Genomic DNA, 18,319 nt, shown 5'->3' with positions numbered 1-18,319 from the left:
GGGAGTATATCAATGCGCCCGCCCGCTTCAGCAGGCGGCGGCGACGCGTTCGGCGATGGCCAGGCTGGCGGTGAGCCCCGGCGACTCGATCCCGAACAGGTTGACCAGGCCCGGCAGGCCGTGGTCTACGGCGGTTTGGATGACGAAGTCGGAAGCGGGTTCCCCGGCACCGCTCAGTTTAGGACGAATCCCGGCGTAGCCGGCCTGCAGGCGCCCGGCGTCCAGGCCCGGGAAGTAGCGGCGGATGGCCTGGGCGAAGGGCTCGCGCAGCGCTTCGTCGACCAGATAGTCGATGGCCTCCAGGTAACGCACGTCCGGGCCGAAGCGCAGTTGGCCGCCGAGGTCGAGGGTGGCGTGCACGCCCAGGCCGGCGGTGTTGGCCTCGGGCATCGGGTAGATCAGGTGGCTGAACGGCGAGCGGCCGCCGTAGGTGAAGTAGCGGCCCTGGCACAGGTGCAGCGGCGGCACGCCTTCCAGGCCTTCGGTGCGGGCGGCCAGTTGCTGGGCGAACAGGCCGCCGGCGTTGATCACCTGTTCGGCCTGGATGCTGAACGGCTCGCCGACGCTGACGCCTTCGGCGATCCAGCCGTCGGCGGCGCGGCGCAGGCTGTCGATGCGGGTGTCCAGCACCAGCTGCGCGCCCTGGATTTGCGCGGCGTGCTGTAGCGACAGCATGTAGGCATGGCTGTCGATGATCCCGGTGCTCGGCGAGAGCAGGGCGGCCACGCCGCGCACCGCCGGCTCCAGCGCATGCAACTGGGCGGCGTCCAGCGGCTGCAAGTCATGTACGCCGCTGGCTTGGGCATTGGCGGCGAGGGCTTCCAGCTTGCCCAGTTCGGCGTCTTCCACGGCCACCAGCAGCTTGCCGACGCGGCTGTGCGGCACGTCGTGGCTGGCGCACCAGGCGTACAGGCGCTCGCGGCCTTCCAGGCAGAGCTCGGCCTTGAGCGAGCCGGGCGGGTAGTAGAGGCCGGCGTGGATGACCTCGGAGTTGCGGCTGGAGGTGTGGCTGCCGATCAGCCGCTCGGCCTCGACGATCAGTACGCTGCGACCGCTTTCCGCCAGGCGCGCGGCGCACGCCAGGCCGACCGCGCCGGCGCCGATGACCAGGATGTCGATGTCGTTCATGCGTCCTCGCTGGCTCTGTGCAGCACTGCGGCGATGGCGGCGCGGGCCTGCGGGCTGTTCTTCCAGCAACTGCTGCCGGTCAGCGCGGCGCCGGCGCTGAGGATGCTCTGCGCATCGCTTTCGCGCAGCTTGCCGAAGCTGTCCAGGCCCATCTGTTCCAGGCGTTGCAGGACCGTCGGGCCGACGCCCTTGAGCGCGAGCAGCGCCGCGCGTTCACGTTCTTCGAAAGGCATGCGTGCTCCTCGTGGTCATGCGCTGCGTCCCGGGCTGGCGGGGCTCAGGCCGGCTCCATGGCCAGGCCGAGGCGTTCGGCCAGTTCGGCCGCTTCCGCCTGCCCGGCCGGGGCCTGCAGGCGCAGCGGGCAGCCGGCGAGCACCGCCTGGCGCTGGGTTTCCTCCAGCAGCCGGCGGGCCACGCCGCGGCCGCGGGTGACGCGGCGCACGCACAGGCGCGAGAGGCGCCAGGCGTCGGCATCGCGCTGCAGCCAGGCGGCGCCCAGCAGGCGGTCGTTGAAGCGCCCGGTCAGCAGCGTGCCCGCGGCCAGCGCGGCGTCCACCAGGGCCTCGCCGTCGGCGAAGGGCGCGAGCAGCCAGGCCGGCGCCTCGGCGTAGAGCCGGGCCAGGTCCTGGCGGTCCTGGGCGGAGGGCTGGGCAAGGTGTTCGACGATCACGGGCATGGCGGCATCCTCGGCGGGGATGCGCAGTTTACGGACAAGCGGCGCCCCGCGGCCAGCGCCGCCGACCGTCGCCCGTAGCCCTGCGGGGCCCGCCGCGCCTATAATGCGGGCCCTCTTATAATTAAGTGCAGTGTTAGCTGTGGAGCTGGTGATGGCCGAACGCAAGGCAACCGTCGCGCGCGACACCCTGGAAACCCAGATCAAGGTGTCCATCGACCTGGATGGCACGGGCAAGGCCCGCTTCGATACCGGGGTGCCCTTCCTCGAGCACATGATGGACCAGATCGCCCGCCATGGCCTGATCGACCTGGACATCGAGTGCAAGGGCGACCTGCACATCGACGACCACCACACCGTCGAAGACATCGGCATCACCCTCGGCCAGGCTTTCGCCAAGGCTATCGGCGACAAGAAGGGCATCCGCCGCTACGGCCATGCCTACGTGCCGCTGGACGAGGCGCTGTCGCGCGTGGTGATCGACTTCTCCGGCCGCCCCGGCCTGCAGATGCACGTGCCCTTCACCCGCGCCAGCGTCGGCGGCTTCGACGTCGACCTGTTCATGGAGTTCTTCCAGGGCTTCGTCAACCACGCCCAGGTGACCCTGCACATCGACAACCTGCGCGGGCACAACACCCACCACCAGATCGAGACGGTGTTCAAGGCCTTCGGCCGCGCCCTGCGCATGGCCATCGAGCTGGACGAGCGCATGGCCGGGCAGATGCCGTCGACCAAGGGGTGCCTGTAATGCAGACGGTCGCCGTCATCGACTACGGCATGGGCAACCTGCACTCGGTGTCCAAGGCGCTGGAGCGCGTGGGCGCCGGCCGCGTGCTGGTGACCAGCGACGCCGCGGTGATCCGCGAGGCCGACCGCGTGGTGTTCCCCGGCGTGGGCGCCATCCGCGACTGCATGGCCGAGATCAGGCGCCTGGGCTTCGACGAACTGGTGCGTGAAGTCAGCCAGGACCGCCCCTTCCTCGGCATCTGCGTCGGCATGCAGGCGCTGCTGGAGCACAGCGAGGAGAACGGCGGCGTCGACTGCATCGGCCTGTTCCCCGGCCAGGTGCGCTTCTTCGGCAAGGACCTGTACGAGGACGGCGAGCACCTGAAGGTGCCGCACATGGGCTGGAACCAGGTCAAACAGAGTCTCGACCACCCGCTGTGGCACGAGATCCCCGACGAGGCGCGCTTCTACTTCGTGCACAGCTACTACATCGAGGCGGGCAACCCGCGCCAGGTCGCCGGCCGCGGCCACTATGGCCGCGACTTCGCCGCCGCGCTGGCCGAGGGCCCGCGCTTCGCCGTGCAGTTCCACCCGGAGAAGAGCCACACCCACGGCCTGCAGCTGCTGCAGAACTTCGCCGCCTGGGACGGCCGCTGGTAAGCCCATGGCCCGCCAGAAGGACAAACCCGCCATCCTCGAGCTCGATGGCGCGCAGCGCCAGAGCGCGGCGCGGGCCATCCAGCGCTTCCTCGAGGAGCGCTTCGAGCTGGACCTGGGCGGCTTCGAGGCCGAGGAAGTGCTGGACTTCTTCATGCGCGAGTTCGGCCCGCTGTTCTACAACAAGGCGATTCTCGATGTGCAGGCGCACCTGAAAGACAGGTTCGAAAGCATCGAAAGCGACTTGTGGGCGCTCGAGAAGAGCTGACCCGACCCCATTCACGACTTGGATTCGAGCAGGTTCAACCGATGCTGATCATCCCCGCAATCGATCTGAAGGACGGCGCCTGCGTGCGCCTGCGCCAGGGCCTGATGGAAGACGCCACCGTCTTCTCCGACGACCCGGTGGCCATGGCCGCCAAATGGGTGGACGGTGGCTGCCGCCGCCTGCACCTGGTGGACCTCAACGGCGCCTTCGAAGGCAAGCCGGTGAACGGCGAGGTGGTCACCGCCATCGCCAGGCGCTACCCGAACCTGCCGATCCAGATCGGCGGCGGCATCCGCTCGCTGGAGACCATCGAGCACTACGTGCGCGCCGGCGTCAGCTACGTGATCATCGGCACCAAGGCGGTGAAGCAGCCGGAATTCGTCGGCGAAGCCTGCCGCGCCTTCCCCGGCAAGGTGATCGTCGGCCTGGACGCGAAGGACGGCTTCGTCGCCACCGACGGCTGGGCCGAGGTCAGCGAAGTACAGGTGATCGACCTGGCCAAGCGCTTCGAGGCCGACGGCGTCTCCGCCATCGTCTACACCGACATCTCCAAGGACGGCATGATGCAGGGCTGCAACGTCGAAGCCACCGCCGCCCTGGCCAACGCCACGCGCATCCCGGTGATCGCCTCCGGCGGCATCCACAACCTGGGCGACATCCAGAAGCTGCTGGACGCGCGCACCCCGGGCATCATCGGCGCCATCACCGGCCGGGCGATCTACGAGGGCACCCTCGATGTCGCCGAGGCGCAGGCGCTTTGCGATCGGCGGGCAAAAGACGAATAAAAGCGCTGGAGGCTGAAGGCTGGACGTGACCGAGTCGCTTTTTCGTTCAGCCTCCAGCCTTCAGCCTCCCGCGAATTTCAAGATTGGGAGACACCAGAATGGCCCTCGCTAAGCGCATCATCCCCTGCCTCGACGTGGACAACGGCCGCGTGGTCAAGGGCGTCAAGTTCGAGAACATCCGCGACGCCGGCGACCCGGTGGAGATCGCCCGCCGCTACGACGAGCAGGGCGCCGACGAGATCACCTTCCTCGACATCACCGCCAGCGTCGATGGCCGCGACACCACGCTGCACACCGTCGAGCGCATGGCCAGCCAGGTGTTCATCCCGCTGACCGTCGGCGGCGGCGTGCGCACCGTACAGGACATCCGCAACCTGCTCAACGCCGGCGCGGACAAGGTCTCGATCAACACCGCCGCGGTGTTCACCCCGGAGTTCGTCGGTGAAGCCGCCGCGCGCTTCGGCTCGCAGTGCATCGTGGTCGCCATCGACGCCAAGAAGGTCTCGGCGCCGGGCGAAACCCCGCGCTGGGAAATCTTCACCCACGGCGGACGCAAGCCCACCGGGCTGGACGCGGTGGAGTGGGCGAAAAAGATGGAAGGCCTGGGCGCCGGCGAAATCCTCCTGACCAGCATGGACCAGGACGGCGTGAAGAGCGGCTACGACCTGGGCGTGACCCGCGCCATCAGCGAGGCGGTGAACGTGCCGGTGATCGCTTCCGGCGGCGTCGGCAACCTGGAGCACCTGGCGGCCGGCATCCTCGAAGGCAAGGCCGACGCGGTGCTGGCGGCGAGCATCTTCCACTTCGGCGAGTACAGCGTGCCGGAGGCCAAGGCCTACCTGGCCAGCCGCGGCATCGTGGTGCGCTGAAGGGCGCGCCGCACTGCCGGCGTGCAGCTTGCGACAGGGCCCGGCCCGCTCATGGCGGCCGGGCCTTGTGCTTTCTGGCGATGTTTCCTACAAGGCGTGACACGGTCTGAAAGATGCAAGGCCGAATGATGGCAAACTTGCGGTAAGCTCTGCGCCTTCGCTTACAACCAGGAATGTTCTGCGATGCTGAAACGCCTCCTGCTGGCCAGCTCCTTGCTGTTGGCTGGCACAGCGCATGCGGAAATCTCTCCGGACTACAGCATGGTCCTGCTGACGGAGAACTTCCCACCCTACAACATGGCCATCAACGGCAAGAACTTCGCCCAGGAAGACAACATCGACGGCATCGCCGTGGACATCGTCCGGGAGATGTACAAGCGCGCTGGCATCAAATACAGCATGACCCTGCGCTTCCCCTGGGAGCGTATCTACAAGCTGGCGCTGGAGAAGCCGGACTACGGCGTCTTCGTCACCGCGCGGCTGCCGGAGCGGGAAAGCGCCTTCAAGTGGGTCGGCCCCATCGGCCCGGACGACTGGGTGCTGCTGGCCCGCGGCGACAGCCCCATCGCCCTGAAGAGCCTGGACGAGGCGAAGAAGTACCGGGTGGGCGCCTACAAGGGCGACGCCATGGCCGAGTACCTCGCCGATCATGGCTTCGAGCCGGCGCTGGTGCTGCGCGACCAGGAGAACGCCGGCAAGCTGCAGAAGGGCGAGATCGACCTCTGGGCCAGCGGCGACCCGGCCGGGCGCTACCTGGCCAAGCAGGTCGGCGTCAGCGGCCTGAAGACGGTGCTGCGCTTCAACAGCGACCAGCTGTACCTGGCGCTGAACAAGGAAACCCCCGACGAAGTGGTGCAGAAGCTGCAGGCCGCGCTGGACAAGATGCGCGCCGAAGGCTTCGTCAACGATGTGCTGAACAGCTACCTGTGATCCGCCGGCGCCGCTCGAGGGGAGCGGCGCCGCGGTGCGTTGCCGGCCACGGCCGGAGCTGTGCCAGGGATGGTGTACAGGACGGGAATCGCGTCCACGATGCAGGGATGCCGCTAGCCATAACGATAACCAAGCGAGCGGTATGACCATGCTGAAACTCAAGACCTGCGGGCTGTTCATCGGCCTGCTGCTGGGGGCCGCCACGGCCCGCGCCGACTTGCCCGCCGACTACAAGGTGGTGCTGCTGACGGAGAACTTCCCGCCGTTCAACATGGCGGTGGACGACAAGAACTTCGCCCGCGACGAAGGCATCGACGGCATCAGCGCGGACATCGTCCGCGAGATGTTCAAGCGCGCCGGCATCGGCTACACCCTGAGCCTGCGCTTCCCCTGGGACCGGCTGTACAAGCTGACCCTGGACCGCGCCGGCTACGGCCTGTTCTCCACCACCTACACCCCCGAGCGGGTGCCGCTGTTCAAGTGGGTGGGCCCGCTGGCGAAGACCGGCTGGGTGGTGCTGGCCCCGCCGGGCAGCAAGATCACCGCGCTGAAGGACGTCAAGGAGGCCGGCAAGTACAAGCTCGGCGCCTACAAGAATGACGCCGTCAGCCAGGCGCTGGAGAGCCAGGGCATCCCGGTGATCAACGCCCTGCGTGACCAGGAGAACGTGAAGAAGCTGATGACCGGGCAGATCGACCTCTGGGCCACCACCGACCCGGTGGGCCGCTACCTGGCCAAGCAGGAGGGCGTCAGCGGTCTGCAGACGGTGCTGCGCTTCAACGAGGCGCAGCTGTACCTGGCGCTGAACAAGGACACCCCGGACGAGGTGGTCGAGCGCCTGCAGAAGGCCCTGGACCAGATGCGCGCCGAGGGGTATGTGGACGAGGTTACCAACAATTACCTCTGAGGCCGGATCGCGGACAGAGTCCGCTCCTGCGCCCGCGCTACGGTTCTGAGGATGCACGATTGTAGGAGCGGGCCCTGCCCGCGATCGCGCGCAGGGCGCGCTCCTACAGGTGTTGGCGAAGCTGTCCTACAGGCTGCACCGGGGTGCTCTTCGTAGGAGCGAGCTTGCTCGCGAACCGCATGGCACCGCGTTTGTTCGCGAGCAAGCTCGCTCCTACGAGAAGCCATGCTCGCCTGCAACGGCTGGTGCTCGGCCGGGCATGGTGATGGGTATCGCTTCGCTCTACCCATCCTACGAAAAACGTGGGTGGCTCAGCGGTAGACGCCGTCCTTGCCATGCGCCGCCATGGCGCGGTTGCCGCGTTCGGCGATCAGCAGGTCGGGCTTCACCAGTTCGATGCCCGCCGCCTTCAGCTTCGGCAGTTCGCGCAGCAGCACCCGCAGGGTGGCCGGGCGCGGGTGGCCGATCAGCAGCGCCGAGCCCTGCTTGCGCGCCAGGGCCACGCCGTTCTGCAACTGGCGGGCGATGCTGTCTTCATCCGGCTGGTCGTCGAGGAATACGTCGCGGGACAGGCTGGCCAGGCCGCGCTTCTGCGCTTCGGCGGCGGCCACGGTGGCGGCGCTGGTGCGGCTGTCGAGGAAGAACAGGTGGCGTTCCTGCAGGGTGCCCATCAGCAGGTCCATGCCGGCGCGGTCGGCGGTCATGCGGCTGCCTTCGTGGTTGTTCACGCCTTGCACGTAGGGCACCGCGGCCAGCGCCGCATCCAGGCGGCGGGCGAGTTCCGCCGGCGGCAGGTCGGGGCGCCAGGCGTAGGGGCCGCCGGCCGGGTCCATCGGCAGGTGCAGGATCAGGGTGCGCCCGCGCTGGTGGGCTTCGCGGGCCAGTTCGGCGGCGTGCGGGGTGTCCGGCATGATCGCCAGGGCCACTGCGGCCGGTAGTTCGAACACCTGGCGGTCGCGCGCCAGGTTCTGCCCGAGGTCGTCGATCACCACGCTCAGCAGCGGCTTGGCCTGCGCCTGGCCGAACAGGGCGGCCAGGCACAGGCCGAACAGCAGCCGTGCCCGGCGCACCGGTCAGTTGCCGCGGCTGACGCTGAGCCCCTTCAGCAGGCTGAGGGCCTGGCTCAGCTGGAAGTCGCTGTCCTGCGGGGCGGCCTGGGGCGCCTTGCCCGACTGCGTCGGACGGTCCTTGCCGCCGTTGCCGTTGGCCAGGTGGCCCTGCAGGTCGGCTTCCTTGAAGCCTTCGAAGTCGCTCTGCTCGCGGGTCACCTTGGCGCGTTCCACCTCGATGTCCGGGACTATGCCCTGGGCCTGGATGGAGCGGCCGTTGGGGGTGTAGTAGAGCGCGGTGGTCAGCTTCAGGGCGCGGTCGTTGTTCAGCGGCAGCACGGTCTGCACCGAGCCCTTGCCGAAGCTGTCGGTGCCCATGAGGATGGCGCGTTTCTGGTCCTGCAGGGCGCCGGAGACGATTTCCGCCGCCGAGGCGGTGCCGCCGTTGATCAGCACCACCAGCTGCACGCCCTCGCTGGGGTCGGCCGGGTCGGCGGAGAAGCGCAGCTCGGAGTTGGCGATGCGGCCCTTGGTGTAGACGATCAGGCCCTTGGTGAGGAAGGCGTCGGCCACTTCCACCGCGGACTGCAGCACGCCGCCGGGGTTGTTGCGCAGGTCCAGGACCAGGCCCTTGAGCTTGCCCTTGTTGTCCTTCTTCAGCTGCGCCAGGGCCTTGACCACCTCGTCACCGGTGTTGACCTGGAACTGGGTGATGCGCAGGTAGCCGTAGTTCGGCTCCAGCAGCTGGGTCTTGACGCTCTTGACCTTGATGATGGCGCGCTTGAGGGTGACGTCGAACGGCCGGCCGCCGCTGCGCACTATGGTCAGGGTGATGGACGAGCCGGGCTTGCCGCGCATGCTGTCCACCGCCTCGTTCATCGACTGGCCCTTGGTCGGCTTGCCGTCGATCTGCACGATCAGGTCGCCGGGCTGGATGCCGGCCGCGGCCGCCGGGGTGTCGTCGATCGGCGAGACCACCTTGATGAAGCCATCCTCGGTGCCCACCTCGATGCCCAGGCCGCCGAACTCGCCGCTGGTGCTTTCCTGCAGTTCGGCGAATTCTTCCGGGTCCAGGTAGGCCGAATGCGGGTCGAGGTTGCTGAGCATGCCCTTGATGGCGTTCTCCAGCAGGGTCTTGTCGTCCACCGGCTCGACGTAGGCGGCCTTCACCCGGTCCAGGACCTCGGCGAAGGTACGCAGTTCGTCCAGCGGCAGCGGCGCCTCCTTGCCGCTGGCCGCGGCTGGCGCGGCGGGCGGTGTCTCGGCGGCCTGGGCCGCCCCGATACCGAGCAGCAGGGCCAGGGTGATGAGACGGAAGCGATGCGACATGTTTGGCTCCTAAGGCGTGTCCGCCGCTTATCCTTGCGTGCGACACCAGGTAGTGGGGTCCGTCGGGCGGCCCTGATGACGAATGGCGAAATACACCGCCGGAGTTTCCTGCCCGCCGCTGGTGCCGACGGTAGCGATGGGATCCCCGGCCTTGACCGTATCCCCGGCGCCTTTCAGCAGACTCTGATTATGACCATAAAGGCTCAGGTATCCACCACCGTGGTCGAGGATAACCAGTAGCCCGGCGCCGCGCAGCCAGTCGGCGAACACCACCCTCCCACCATGCACGGCGCGTACCGTGGCGCCTGCGCTGGCGCCGATCAGCACGCCGTCCCAGGTGGCGCGCGGGTCGTCGCCGCGCGGGCTGCCGAAGCGCGCCAGGATGCGGCCGTTGACCGGCCAGGGCAGCTTGCCGCGGGTGGCGTCGAAGGCGCCGCCGAAGCCGGCGCCGCTGGACACCAGCGGGCCGCTGTAGTCCGCGCGGGGCTTGGGCTTCGCGCTGCCGCCGCTGCTGGCCATCTCGCGTTCGCGGCGGGCGCGCTCGCGTTCGGCGGCCAGGGCGCGCTGGCGCGCTTCCTCGGCTTCGCGGGCCTGGCGGGCGAGGGTTTCCTCGATGGTCTTGAGCACCTTGTTCAGCTCGGCCTGGGCCTGCTGGCGGTCCTGCAGCTTGCGGTTGCTGTCGCTGTAGTCGCTGTTGAGCTTGGCCAGGGCTTCCTGGCGCTGCTTGCGCGCCTCGGCCAGTTCCTGGCGGCGGGCCTCGAGGTCCTGCTGCTGGGCCAGTTGCTGGCTCTTCTGCGCGGTGATGTCGCGCTCGACGTTTTCCAGCTGGCGCAGGGTCTCGTTGAAGGCGTTGAGCTGTTCCAGGCGCGCGCGGTTGATGTAGTCGTAGTAGGTGAGGGTGCGGCTGAACTTCTCGGGATGTTCCTGGTTCAGCAGCAGCTTGAGGTATTCCTCGCGGCCGCTCTGGTACGCGGCGCGGGCCTGGATGCCGATCAGCCGTTGCTGTTCAAGGCGCGCGCCCTGGAGTTTTTTTTTCTCCTCGTCCAGGCGCTGGAGCTCCTTTTCGCTCTTCTCCAGCTCCTCCTGCAGCGCCTTGACCTGCTTCTCCAGGTCGCCCATCTGCGTCTCGGTGGACTTGAGCTGCTTCTGCACCCCGGATTTCTCTTCCTGGATGCCGCTGAGGGTCTTCTTCAGCTCGGCGATGTCTTTCTGCGTCCGCTCGATCTGCTTCTGGGTGTCGGCGCGATCGTCGGCGACGGCCGCCAGCGGGCTCAGCAGGCAGATCAGCAGCAGGGAGGAGAGGGCGCGATGCATGGGGTGGCGGGCACCTGGAGGCGGAATCGGCCTAGTATGCATAAAAAAATCGTTACAAGCCGCAAGCGGCGCGTGAAAAGCATCACGCCGCCTGCAGCTCGCGAGGGTCACTCCAGGGTGACGATGGATTTGCCGGTCATCTCGGCCGGCACCGGCAGGCCCATCAGCGTCAGCATGGTCGGCGCCACGTCGGCCAGCACGCCGCCTTCGCGGATGCTCAGCTTGCGCTTGCCGACGTAGATGAAGGGCACCGGCTCGCAGGTGTGCGCGGTGTGCGCCTGGCCGGTGCTTTCGTCTTCCATCTGCTCGACGTTGCCGTGGTCGGCGGTGATCAGGGCTTCGCCGCCGACCTTGTCCAGCGCCGCGGCGATGCGCCCGACGCAGGTGTCCAGGCATTCCACGGCCTTGACCGCGGCCTCGAACACGCCGGTGTGGCCGACCATGTCGCCGTTGGCGTAGTTGACCACGATGACGTCGTAGCGCTGGTTTTCGATGGCCTCGACGATCCTGTCGGTGACTTCCGGCGCGCTCATTTCCGGCTGCAGGTCGTAGGTGGCGACCTTCGGCGAGGGGATCAGGATGCGCTCTTCGCCCTCGAACGGCTCTTCGCGGCCGCCGGAGAAGAAGAAGGTGACGTGGGCGTACTTCTCGGTCTCGGCGATGCGCAGCTGGGTCTTGCCGTTCTTCGCCAGGTATTCGCCGAGGACGTTGTCCAGCGACTCGGGCTTGAACGCGCTGGGCGCCGGGATGTTCGCCGAGTACTGGGTGAGCATCACGTACTCGGCCAGGTGCAGCTCGCGCCGGCGCGGGAATTCCTTGAAGCCCGGCTCGACGAAGGCGCGCGACAGTTCGCGGGCGCGGTCGGCGCGGAAGTTCATGAACACCACGGCGTCGCCATCTTCCACGCGCACCTGTGCGCCGATGCGGGTGGCCTTGACGAACTCGTCGCTCTCGCCGCGCTCGTAGGCGGCGTGCAGCGCGGCCACGGCGTTGTTGGCGGTGAATTCGGCGGCGCCTTCGGTGATCAGGTTGTAGGCGGCTTCGACGCGGTCCCAGCGGTTGTCGCGGTCCATGGCGAAGTAGCGGCCGATGATGCTGGCGGTGCGGCCCTTGCCGATGCGGGCGAAGGCATCGTCGACCAGCTTCAGCGACGGCTCGGCGCTCTTGGGCGGGGTGTCGCGGCCGTCGAGGAAGGCGTGCAGGTAGATTTTCTGCGCGCCACGCTGGGCGGCCAGTTCGGCCATGGCGATCAGGTGGTCCTGGTGGCTGTGCACGCCGCCGTCGGAAAGCAGGCCGAGGATGTGCACGGCCTTGCCGGCGCCCACCGCCTTGTCCACCGCGCCGGTCAGCACCGGGTTGTCGAAGAACTCGCCGTCGCGGATGGCCTTGGTCACGCGGGTGAAGTCCTGGTAGACGACGCGCCCGGCGCCGAGGTTCATGTGACCGACCTCGGAGTTGCCCATCTGCCCGTCCGGCAGGCCCACGTCCATGCCCGAACCGGAGATCAGGCCGTGCGGCTGGGTGGCCAGCAGGCGGTCGAGATTCGGCTTCTTCGCGGCGAAGATGGCGTTGTACTCGGGGCTGTCGCTATGGCCGAAGCCGTCCAGGATGATCAGGACCAGGGGTTTGGGCGATGCAGTCATAGGTGCGGCTCTTTCCAAAACGGGGGTCAGAAAAGGATCGGCATTTTACCGTCTGGGGGCGACGGGCGCCATGATTCGCAGGGTTCAGCCGTCAGGAGGGCGCGTGTATACTGGCCGGCATTTTTACCTGTGGATGCCTTGCGCCATGTCGTCGTTCCTTCCCCGTCTGATCGAATTCGCCACCCATCACTACCTGCTGGTCGGCGCCCTGGTGGTGCTCCTGGTCCTGCTCGCGCTGCACGAGCTGAACAAGGCCGGCCGCGCGCTGTCGACCCGCGAGCTGACCGCGCTGGTCAATGCCGAGCAGGGTGTCGTACTGGACATCCGCCCGAGCAAGGAGTTCTCCGGCGGCCACATCTCCGGTTCGCTGAACATCCCCGCCGACAAGCTGAACAGCCGCATGAGCGAGCTGGACAAGCACAAGGCCAAGACCATCATCGTGGTCGACGCCATGGGCCAGCATTCGGGCACCTGGTGCGGCGTGCTGAAGAAGGCCGGCTACAACGTGGCCAAGCTGGGCGGTGGCATCGGCAGCTGGCGCGGCGACAACCTGCCCCTGGTGAAGTGAGATGCAGGCGGTTCTGATATACACCACGGCCTGGTGCCCCTACTGTATCCGCGCCAAGGCGCTGCTGGACAAGAAGGGCGTGGCCTACGAGGAGATCGGCGTGGACGGCAAGCCCGACCTGCGCGCCGAAATGAGCCGCAAGGCCGGCCGCACCTCGGTACCGCAAATCTGGATCGGCAGCACCCACGTCGGCGGCTGCGACGATCTGTACGCGCTGGAGCGCGCGGGCAAGCTGGATGCGCTGCTGTCGGCGTGATCCCCTTATTACTGCAAACGAGCCATAAGAAGGTCCTGAAATGACTGAGCAATCTAGCAACGGCGCCAACGAGCAAGAAAACGGCCCGCAGTTCTCCCTGCAGCGCATCTACATCCGCGACCTGTCCTTCGAAGCGCCGAAGGCTCCGGAAATCTTCCGCCAGGAATGGCAGCCGGCGATCAGCATGGACCTGAACACCCGCCAGAAGCAGCTCGACGGCGACTTCTACGAAGTGGTGCTGACCGTTTCGGTGACCGTGAAGAACAAGGACGACGTGGCCTTCATCGTCGAAGTGCAGCAGGCCGGCATCTTCCTGATCAAGGGCCTGGACGCTTCCAGCATGAGCCACACCCTGGGCGCCTTCTGCCCGAACATCCTCTTCCCCTACGCCCGCGAAGCCCTGGACAGCCTGGTGGTGCGCGGCTCGTTCCCGGCGCTGATGCTCTCGCCGGTGAACTTCGACGCCCTGTACGCCCAGGAAATCGCCCGCCTGCAGGCTTCCGGCGAGATTCCTTCGGTCCAGTAAGGTCCGTCGTAGCGAAGAAAGGCGCCCAAGGGCGCCTTTTCTTTTGCCTGGCGTAGGGCGGTTCTTCCGCGCGTCTATTGGGTTCCCGCGTTCGCGGGAACCCAGAAAACAATGTAGGAGCGGGCTCTGCCCGCGATTCGCGCGCAGGGCGCGCTCCTACAATTACCGGCTGGCTGTTCTTTTCGTAGGAGCGAGCTTGCTCGCGAACCGCATGGCACCACGTTTGTTCGCGAGCAAGAACTAGGCGTCCCCCTCGCTCCTACGAAGAGCATCGTTGCGCGTTCAAATTTGGTGCGCGTGCACTAGCAAGGCGCCTTCTCGGCCAGCCTGTGCGGGCATTTCGGCCATGCCTTTTCTGCCTGGACGTTCACCGGGGAGTTCGCTGAAAGCCCCGTGAATACTGGCCTGCGCGGCTGTTTCGCGAGGGAAATACGACCCGTCGGCAAAACTGGCACAGCCCCTGCAATAGTCCCAATAACGATTTCGGGGGCCTCGGTACAGGCAGGCTGGGGAAACCCCACTTTTACACAAGGCGCGCCGCCGCGACCCGATGCGGTGGAAGGCGTGAACGGTTCGGGGGTCCTGGTACAGGCAGGCCGGGGAAACCCCCTTTTTACACCGGAGGTTCGCGATGCGGCCTCCGCCCCTTTCGGGGCCCTCGGTTCAGGCAGGCCGGGGAATCCCCTTCTTTCTTCCCGAGGGTGGCCGCCGGCCCCCTCAGCGCAATTGCGGATGAACCCGCAGCACCCAGTCCCCGTCCTTCTCCTCGCTGTCCCAGCTACCGCCCAGGTGGCGGGTGGAGAGCAGGGTTATCCACAGTTCTCCCTCCCGGGTTTCCACGCGCCAGCGCAAGGGTTGGCCGTCCAGGCGCATCTGGCCCTCGGCGGCCGCGCCCGCTGCCCGCACGCGCAGCGCCAGGGCGCCCTCGATCTGCCCGGCCTCGACCCTGGCACTCTGGTCGAAGCGCAGCAACAGGGCGCCATCCTGCGCCTGGACGGCGAGCAGATGCGGCTCGCCCGGCGTGGGCCCGGTGAGGCGGCCGAGCATCAGGCCGATCATCAGCCCGCCGATGGCCAGCGCCGAAAACACCCGCATCCACGGCCGGGGCCGCACATCCGCCGCCGCGGGAGTAGAATGCCGGCCGTCCTCAGGCCCGGAGCGCTGCATGTTCCACGTCATCCTCTTCCAACCGGAAATTCCACCCAATACCGGCAACATTATCAGGCTCTGCGCCAATTCCGGCTGCAGCCTGCACCTGATCGAGCCGCTGGGCTTCGAACTGGACGACAAGCGCCTGCGCCGGGCCGGGCTGGATTATCACGAATATGCCCCGGTGCAGCGCTATGCGAGCCTGGAGGAATGCCTGGAGAAGCTCGGCCACCCGCGCCTGTTCGCCTTCACCACCAAGGGCTCCCACGCCTTCCACGAAGTGGCCTACCAGCGCGGCGACGCCTTCCTGTTCGGCCCGGAAAGCCGTGGCCTGCCGGAAGATGTGCGCAACGCGCTACCGCCGGAGCAGCGCCTGCGCCTGCCGATGCGCCCGGATAGCCGCAGCCTGAACCTGTCCAACACGGTCGCCGTGACTGTCTATGAAGCCTGGCGTCAACTCGGCTTCGCCATGGACTGAGCAGAGATTGATCGATCCGGTGCAGGGCCCGTGGGGCCTGCGTCGTGGCCATTCATCCCAAGGTTGTCCACAGGTGGGCGCACAGCGGTTGTGGGCAACGTGGGAAATCCTGCACAGAATTCAGTCGGGGCTGTGAGGGGCGCGGGGCCTGGGCTGCGGGGGGATCGATCCCCGGACTGTGCACAGGGTTATCCACAGTTTGTGTGGATAGAGAATTGCGGACGGAGTCAGCTCCTACGGTTCCAGGAAGCACGGGCGTAGGAGCGGACTCCGTCCGCGATTGGCTCGCCCTCTGCCAGGCCTTTACCATATGTGGCTGTGGATAACCCTGTTCCCCGCGTGAGGACGAAAAAGGGGCCCGAAGGCCCCTTGCGAAAGGCGCTGACGTTTCAGTCGTCGCCTTCGTCGTCCGGGCCGTCCACTTTCATGCCCAGTTCCTTGATCTTGCGCGTCAAGGTATTGCGTCCCCAGCCCAGCAGCACGGCGGCGTCGCGGCGGCGGCCGGCGGTGTGCTTGAGGGCGGTCTCGATCATGATCCGCTCGAAGGCCGGCACGGCGCTGTCCAGCAGGCTCGACTGGCCGCGGCCCAGGGCCTGGTCGGCCCACTGGCGCAAGGCCTGCTCCCAGTTGGCCGCCGGCAGGCTGTCCTGGGGCTGGGTCAGCAGCTCCGGCGGCAGGTCGTCGATGTGTACCTCGCGGCCGGAGGCCATCACCGTGATCCAGCGGCAGGTGTTCTCCAACTGGCGCACGTTGCCCGGCCAGCCGAGGTTCTTCAGGTAGTCCTCGGTCTCGGGCTTGAGCAGCTTGGGCTCCACCGCCAGCTCTTGCGCGGCGCGGGCGAGGAAGTGCCGGGCCAGCGCCGGGATGTCCTCGCGGCGGTCGGCCAGGCGCGGGATGTGGATGCGGATGACGTTCAGGCGGTGGAACAGGTCCTCGCGGAACTTGCCCTCGCGCACCAGGTTTTCCAGGTTCTGGTGCGTCGCGGCGATGATGCGCACGTCGACCTTCACCGGGGTGTGGCCGCCGACGCGGTAGAACTCGCCGTCGGCCAGCACGCGCAGCAGGCGCGTCTGGGTGTCGGCCGGCATGTCTCCGATCTCGTCGAGGAACAGGGTGCCGCCGTCGGCCTGCTCGAAGCGCCCGCGGCGTTGCGCGGCGGCGCCGGTGAAGGCGCCCTTCTCGTGGCCGAACAGCTCGGACTCCATCAGGTCCTTGGGGATCGCCGCCATGTTCAGCGCGATGAACGGCTCGGCCGCGCGCGGGCTGTGGCGGTGCAGGGCGTGGGCGACCAGTTCCTTGCCGGTGCCCGACTCGCCGTTGATCAGCACGGTGATGTTGGAGTGGCTGAGGCGGCCGATGGCGCGGAACACCTCCTGCATCGCCGGCGCCTCGCCGATGATCTCCGGGGTGCGCGCCTGGTTGGCCGGCGCCTCCAGGCCTTGCTGCTCCTGGGCGTGCTGGTTGGCGCGCTTGACCAGGGACACGGCCTCGTCGACGTCGAACGGCTTGGGCAGGTATTCGAAGGCGCCGCCCTGGTAGGAGGCCACCGCGCTGTCCAGGTCCGAATGGGCGGTCATGATGATCACCGGCAGGCGCGGGTGCAGCTCGCGGATCTGCGCCAGCAGGTCGAGGCCGCTGGAGCCGGGCATGCGGATGTCCGAGATGATCACGTCCGGCTGCTGCCGGCCGAGGCGGTGGATGACGCTGTCGGCGTTCTCGAAGCTGACGGTGGTCATGCCTTCCTGTTGCAGGGCTTTTTCCAGTACCCAGCGGATGGAGCGGTCGTCGTCGACGATCCAGACGGTCTCTGAACGGCTCATGGGTGGTGCACTCCTTGTTCCAGGGGCAGGAACAGACTGAATACGGTGTGGCCGGGGTGGCTCTCGCATTCGACCAGCCCCTGGTGCTGGCTGATGATGTTCTGGGTGATGGCCAGGCCCAGCCCGGTGCCGTCCGGGCGGCCGCTGACCATGGGGTAGAAGATGGTGTCCTGCAGCTCGGCCGGGATGCCCGGGCCGTTGTCGATGATTTCCACCTTGCACACCAGGCGGTGGCGCGTGTGGCCGATGGTGAACTGGCGCAGGGTGCGGGTGCGCAGGGTGATGCGGCCCAGGCGCAATTCGTTGTGCGCGGTGACGGCCTGCATGGCGTTGCGCACGATGTTGAGCACCGCCTGGATCATCTGCTCGCGGTCGAGCAGCAGGTCGGGAATGCTCGGGTCGTAGTCGCGGATCAGCGGGATGCTGCCCTGGGTCTCGGCGCCCACCAGGCTGCAGACGTGCTCCAGCACCTCGTGGATGTTGGTTACCCGCAGTTGCGGCAGCTTGTTCGAGCCGAGCATGCGGTCCACCAGGTTCCGCAGGCGGTCGGCTTCCTCGATGATGACGTTGGTGTAGTCCTTGAGCGCTTCGTCCGGCAGCTCGCGGGACAGCAGCTGGGCCGCGCCGCGGATGCCGCCCAGGGGGTTCTTGATCTCGTGGGCCAGGCCGCGCACCAGCAGCTTGGTGGTCTCCTGCTTGGACAGCTGGGCCTCTTCCTTGGTGATGCGCATCAGCCGGTCGCGCGGGTGCACTTCCAGCAGCAGCAGGGTCTCGCGGCGGTTGAGGATGGGCGTCACCGCGTAGTCGACGGTGATGCTCTGGCCGGTGAGCGAGGTCAGCGTGGCTTCGCGCTTGGTGAACGGGTGCGCTTCCTCCACCGCCTGGCGCAGCGACTGCAGGGCCTCCTGGGATTCGGTGAACAGCTCGCTGATGAACTGCCCGTGGCTACGTTGGCCGCTGACCGCCAGGAGCATCTCGGCGGCCGGGTTCATGTACTCCAGGCGCAGTTCGGCGTTGAGCAGGATCACCGCCGTTGTGAGGTTGTCGAGCAACAGTCTGAGCTGGGTTTCTGTAGGCATGGCGGACAAGCGTTCCAAGGTTGGGCAGGAAAATGCAAAAAGCAAACCAAGCCCCGAGAAGACGCGCCAGGCCGCGATCTGCGCCGACTCGTGGCATTTCCTCAAGGAAAACGGGCCGTCAGCGTGACCCGAAATGGGGAGAGTATAGAAAGTGGTGCAGGCGCG

General features: G+C 67.4%; 21 protein-coding genes. 11 read left to right on the top strand and 10 right to left on the bottom strand.

Features of this window, described 5'->3' with window-relative positions:
* Nucleotides 1-27: 27 nt before the first annotated feature.
* Genes BM060_RS11305 through BM060_RS11295 form a run of 3 tightly spaced genes read right to left on the bottom strand, consistent with a single transcriptional unit; the run spans nt 28 to nt 1,804 of the window.
* Entirely contained in the window at nt 28-1,128 is a 1,101-nt protein-coding gene (locus BM060_RS11305; RefSeq protein ID WP_074980125.1) for an NAD(P)/FAD-dependent oxidoreductase, read from the bottom strand.
* Entirely contained in the window at nt 1,125-1,361 is a 237-nt protein-coding gene (locus BM060_RS11300; protein ID WP_074980122.1) for a Pathogenicity locus, read from the bottom strand. Before BM060_RS11300 ends, BM060_RS11305 begins: the two co-directional genes overlap by 4 nt.
* Before the next feature lie 44 nt (nt 1,362-1,405).
* Nucleotides 1,406-1,804: an acetyl-CoA sensor PanZ family protein gene (locus tag BM060_RS11295; protein WP_074980119.1), complete on the bottom strand. Its 399-nt coding sequence runs from the start codon at nt 1,802-1,804 to the stop codon at nt 1,406-1,408.
* Nucleotides 1,805-1,955: 151 nt separating this feature from the next.
* Between BM060_RS11295 and hisB the strand changes: the two genes are divergently transcribed.
* The 7 genes from hisB to BM060_RS11260 all read left to right on the top strand — a co-directional run bounded on the left by hisB (nt 1,956) and on the right by BM060_RS11260 (nt 6,943).
* Nucleotides 1,956-2,549, top strand: coding sequence for an imidazoleglycerol-phosphate dehydratase HisB (gene hisB / locus BM060_RS11290; RefSeq protein WP_043256084.1), 594 nt, complete (start codon nt 1,956-1,958; stop codon nt 2,547-2,549).
* Nucleotides 2,549-3,187, top strand: coding sequence for an imidazole glycerol phosphate synthase subunit HisH (gene hisH / locus BM060_RS11285; protein ID WP_074980117.1), 639 nt, complete (start codon nt 2,549-2,551; stop codon nt 3,185-3,187). Before hisB ends, hisH begins: the two co-directional genes overlap by 1 nt.
* 4 nt (nt 3,188-3,191) lie before the next feature.
* Nucleotides 3,192-3,452: a DUF2164 domain-containing protein gene (locus tag BM060_RS11280; RefSeq protein ID WP_043268350.1), complete on the top strand. Its 261-nt coding sequence runs from the start codon at nt 3,192-3,194 to the stop codon at nt 3,450-3,452.
* A 41-nt stretch (nt 3,453-3,493) separates the two neighbouring features.
* Nucleotides 3,494-4,237, top strand: coding sequence for a 1-(5-phosphoribosyl)-5-[(5-phosphoribosylamino)methylideneamino]imidazole-4-carboxamide isomerase (gene hisA, locus BM060_RS11275; protein WP_074980115.1), 744 nt, complete (start codon nt 3,494-3,496; stop codon nt 4,235-4,237).
* Between the two features lie 98 nt (nt 4,238-4,335).
* Entirely contained in the window at nt 4,336-5,106 is a 771-nt protein-coding gene (gene hisF, locus BM060_RS11270) for an imidazole glycerol phosphate synthase subunit HisF (protein WP_009613829.1), read from the top strand.
* Between the two features lie 183 nt (nt 5,107-5,289).
* Nucleotides 5,290-6,036: a substrate-binding periplasmic protein gene (locus BM060_RS11265; RefSeq protein WP_074980112.1), complete on the top strand. Its 747-nt coding sequence runs from the start codon at nt 5,290-5,292 to the stop codon at nt 6,034-6,036.
* 148 nt (nt 6,037-6,184) lie between these two features.
* Nucleotides 6,185-6,943 (top strand): substrate-binding periplasmic protein, encoded by a 759-nt coding sequence (locus BM060_RS11260; RefSeq protein ID WP_043269104.1) that lies wholly within the window; start codon nt 6,185-6,187, stop codon nt 6,941-6,943.
* A 311-nt stretch (nt 6,944-7,254) separates the two neighbouring features.
* Here the strand turns inward: BM060_RS11260 and BM060_RS11255 are convergent, their stop codons facing one another.
* The 4 genes from BM060_RS11255 to gpmI form a co-directional block, all read right to left on the bottom strand.
* Nucleotides 7,255-8,013, bottom strand: a complete 759-nt coding sequence (locus BM060_RS11255) for a divergent polysaccharide deacetylase family protein (RefSeq protein ID WP_074980109.1) — start codon at nt 8,011-8,013, stop codon at nt 7,255-7,257.
* Between the two features lie 3 nt (nt 8,014-8,016).
* Complete coding sequence (locus BM060_RS11250; RefSeq protein ID WP_074980106.1) at nt 8,017-9,321, bottom strand: S41 family peptidase; 1,305 nt, start codon at nt 9,319-9,321, stop codon at nt 8,017-8,019.
* Between the two features lie 27 nt (nt 9,322-9,348).
* On the bottom strand, nt 9,349-10,635 hold the full coding sequence (locus BM060_RS11245; protein WP_074980103.1) for a murein hydrolase activator EnvC family protein: 1,287 nt from the start codon (nt 10,633-10,635) through the stop codon (nt 9,349-9,351).
* A 107-nt stretch (nt 10,636-10,742) separates the two neighbouring features.
* Nucleotides 10,743-12,278, bottom strand: a complete 1,536-nt coding sequence (gpmI, locus tag BM060_RS11240; protein ID WP_074980101.1) for a 2,3-bisphosphoglycerate-independent phosphoglycerate mutase — start codon at nt 12,276-12,278, stop codon at nt 10,743-10,745.
* Between the two features lie 145 nt (nt 12,279-12,423).
* On the opposite strand from gpmI, the gene BM060_RS11235 reads away from it, so the two are divergent.
* Genes BM060_RS11235 through secB form a run of 3 tightly spaced genes read left to right on the top strand, consistent with a single transcriptional unit; the run spans nt 12,424 to nt 13,628 of the window.
* Complete coding sequence (locus BM060_RS11235; RefSeq protein WP_058070782.1) at nt 12,424-12,846, top strand: rhodanese-like domain-containing protein; 423 nt, start codon at nt 12,424-12,426, stop codon at nt 12,844-12,846.
* 1 nt (nt 12,847) lies between these two features.
* Complete coding sequence (gene grxC / locus BM060_RS11230) at nt 12,848-13,102, top strand: glutaredoxin 3 (protein WP_009613820.1); 255 nt, start codon at nt 12,848-12,850, stop codon at nt 13,100-13,102.
* A gap of 40 nt (nt 13,103-13,142) precedes the next feature.
* Complete coding sequence (gene secB, locus BM060_RS11225) at nt 13,143-13,628, top strand: protein-export chaperone SecB (RefSeq protein ID WP_009613819.1); 486 nt, start codon at nt 13,143-13,145, stop codon at nt 13,626-13,628.
* A gap of 717 nt (nt 13,629-14,345) precedes the next feature.
* Here secB and BM060_RS11220 read toward each other — a convergent pair.
* Nucleotides 14,346-14,717 (bottom strand): hypothetical protein, encoded by a 372-nt coding sequence (locus BM060_RS11220; protein WP_135500011.1) that lies wholly within the window; start codon nt 14,715-14,717, stop codon nt 14,346-14,348.
* A gap of 76 nt (nt 14,718-14,793) precedes the next feature.
* Here BM060_RS11220 and trmL point away from each other — a divergent pair, with 76 nt between their 5' ends.
* Nucleotides 14,794-15,255, top strand: coding sequence for a tRNA (uridine(34)/cytosine(34)/5-carboxymethylaminomethyluridine(34)-2'-O)-methyltransferase TrmL (gene trmL / locus BM060_RS11215; RefSeq protein WP_074980097.1), 462 nt, complete (start codon nt 14,794-14,796; stop codon nt 15,253-15,255).
* 389 nt (nt 15,256-15,644) lie between these two features.
* Here the strand turns inward: trmL and ntrC are convergent, their stop codons facing one another.
* Together ntrC and glnL are read right to left on the bottom strand one after the other, a co-directional pair.
* Nucleotides 15,645-17,075, bottom strand: coding sequence for a two-component system response regulator NtrC (gene ntrC / locus BM060_RS11210; protein ID WP_074980095.1), 1,431 nt, complete (start codon nt 17,073-17,075; stop codon nt 15,645-15,647).
* On the bottom strand, nt 17,072-18,154 hold the full coding sequence (gene glnL, locus BM060_RS11205; protein ID WP_074980092.1) for a nitrogen regulation protein NR(II): 1,083 nt from the start codon (nt 18,152-18,154) through the stop codon (nt 17,072-17,074). The genes ntrC and glnL overlap by 4 nt, the downstream gene beginning before the upstream one ends.
* Nucleotides 18,155-18,319 lie beyond the last annotated feature (165 nt).

It is taken from the genome of Pseudomonas citronellolis (genome assembly GCF_900112375.1).
Classification (GTDB): domain Bacteria; phylum Pseudomonadota; class Gammaproteobacteria; order Pseudomonadales; family Pseudomonadaceae; genus Pseudomonas; species Pseudomonas citronellolis.
This window is presented reverse-complemented; position numbering and strand designations above follow the sequence as displayed.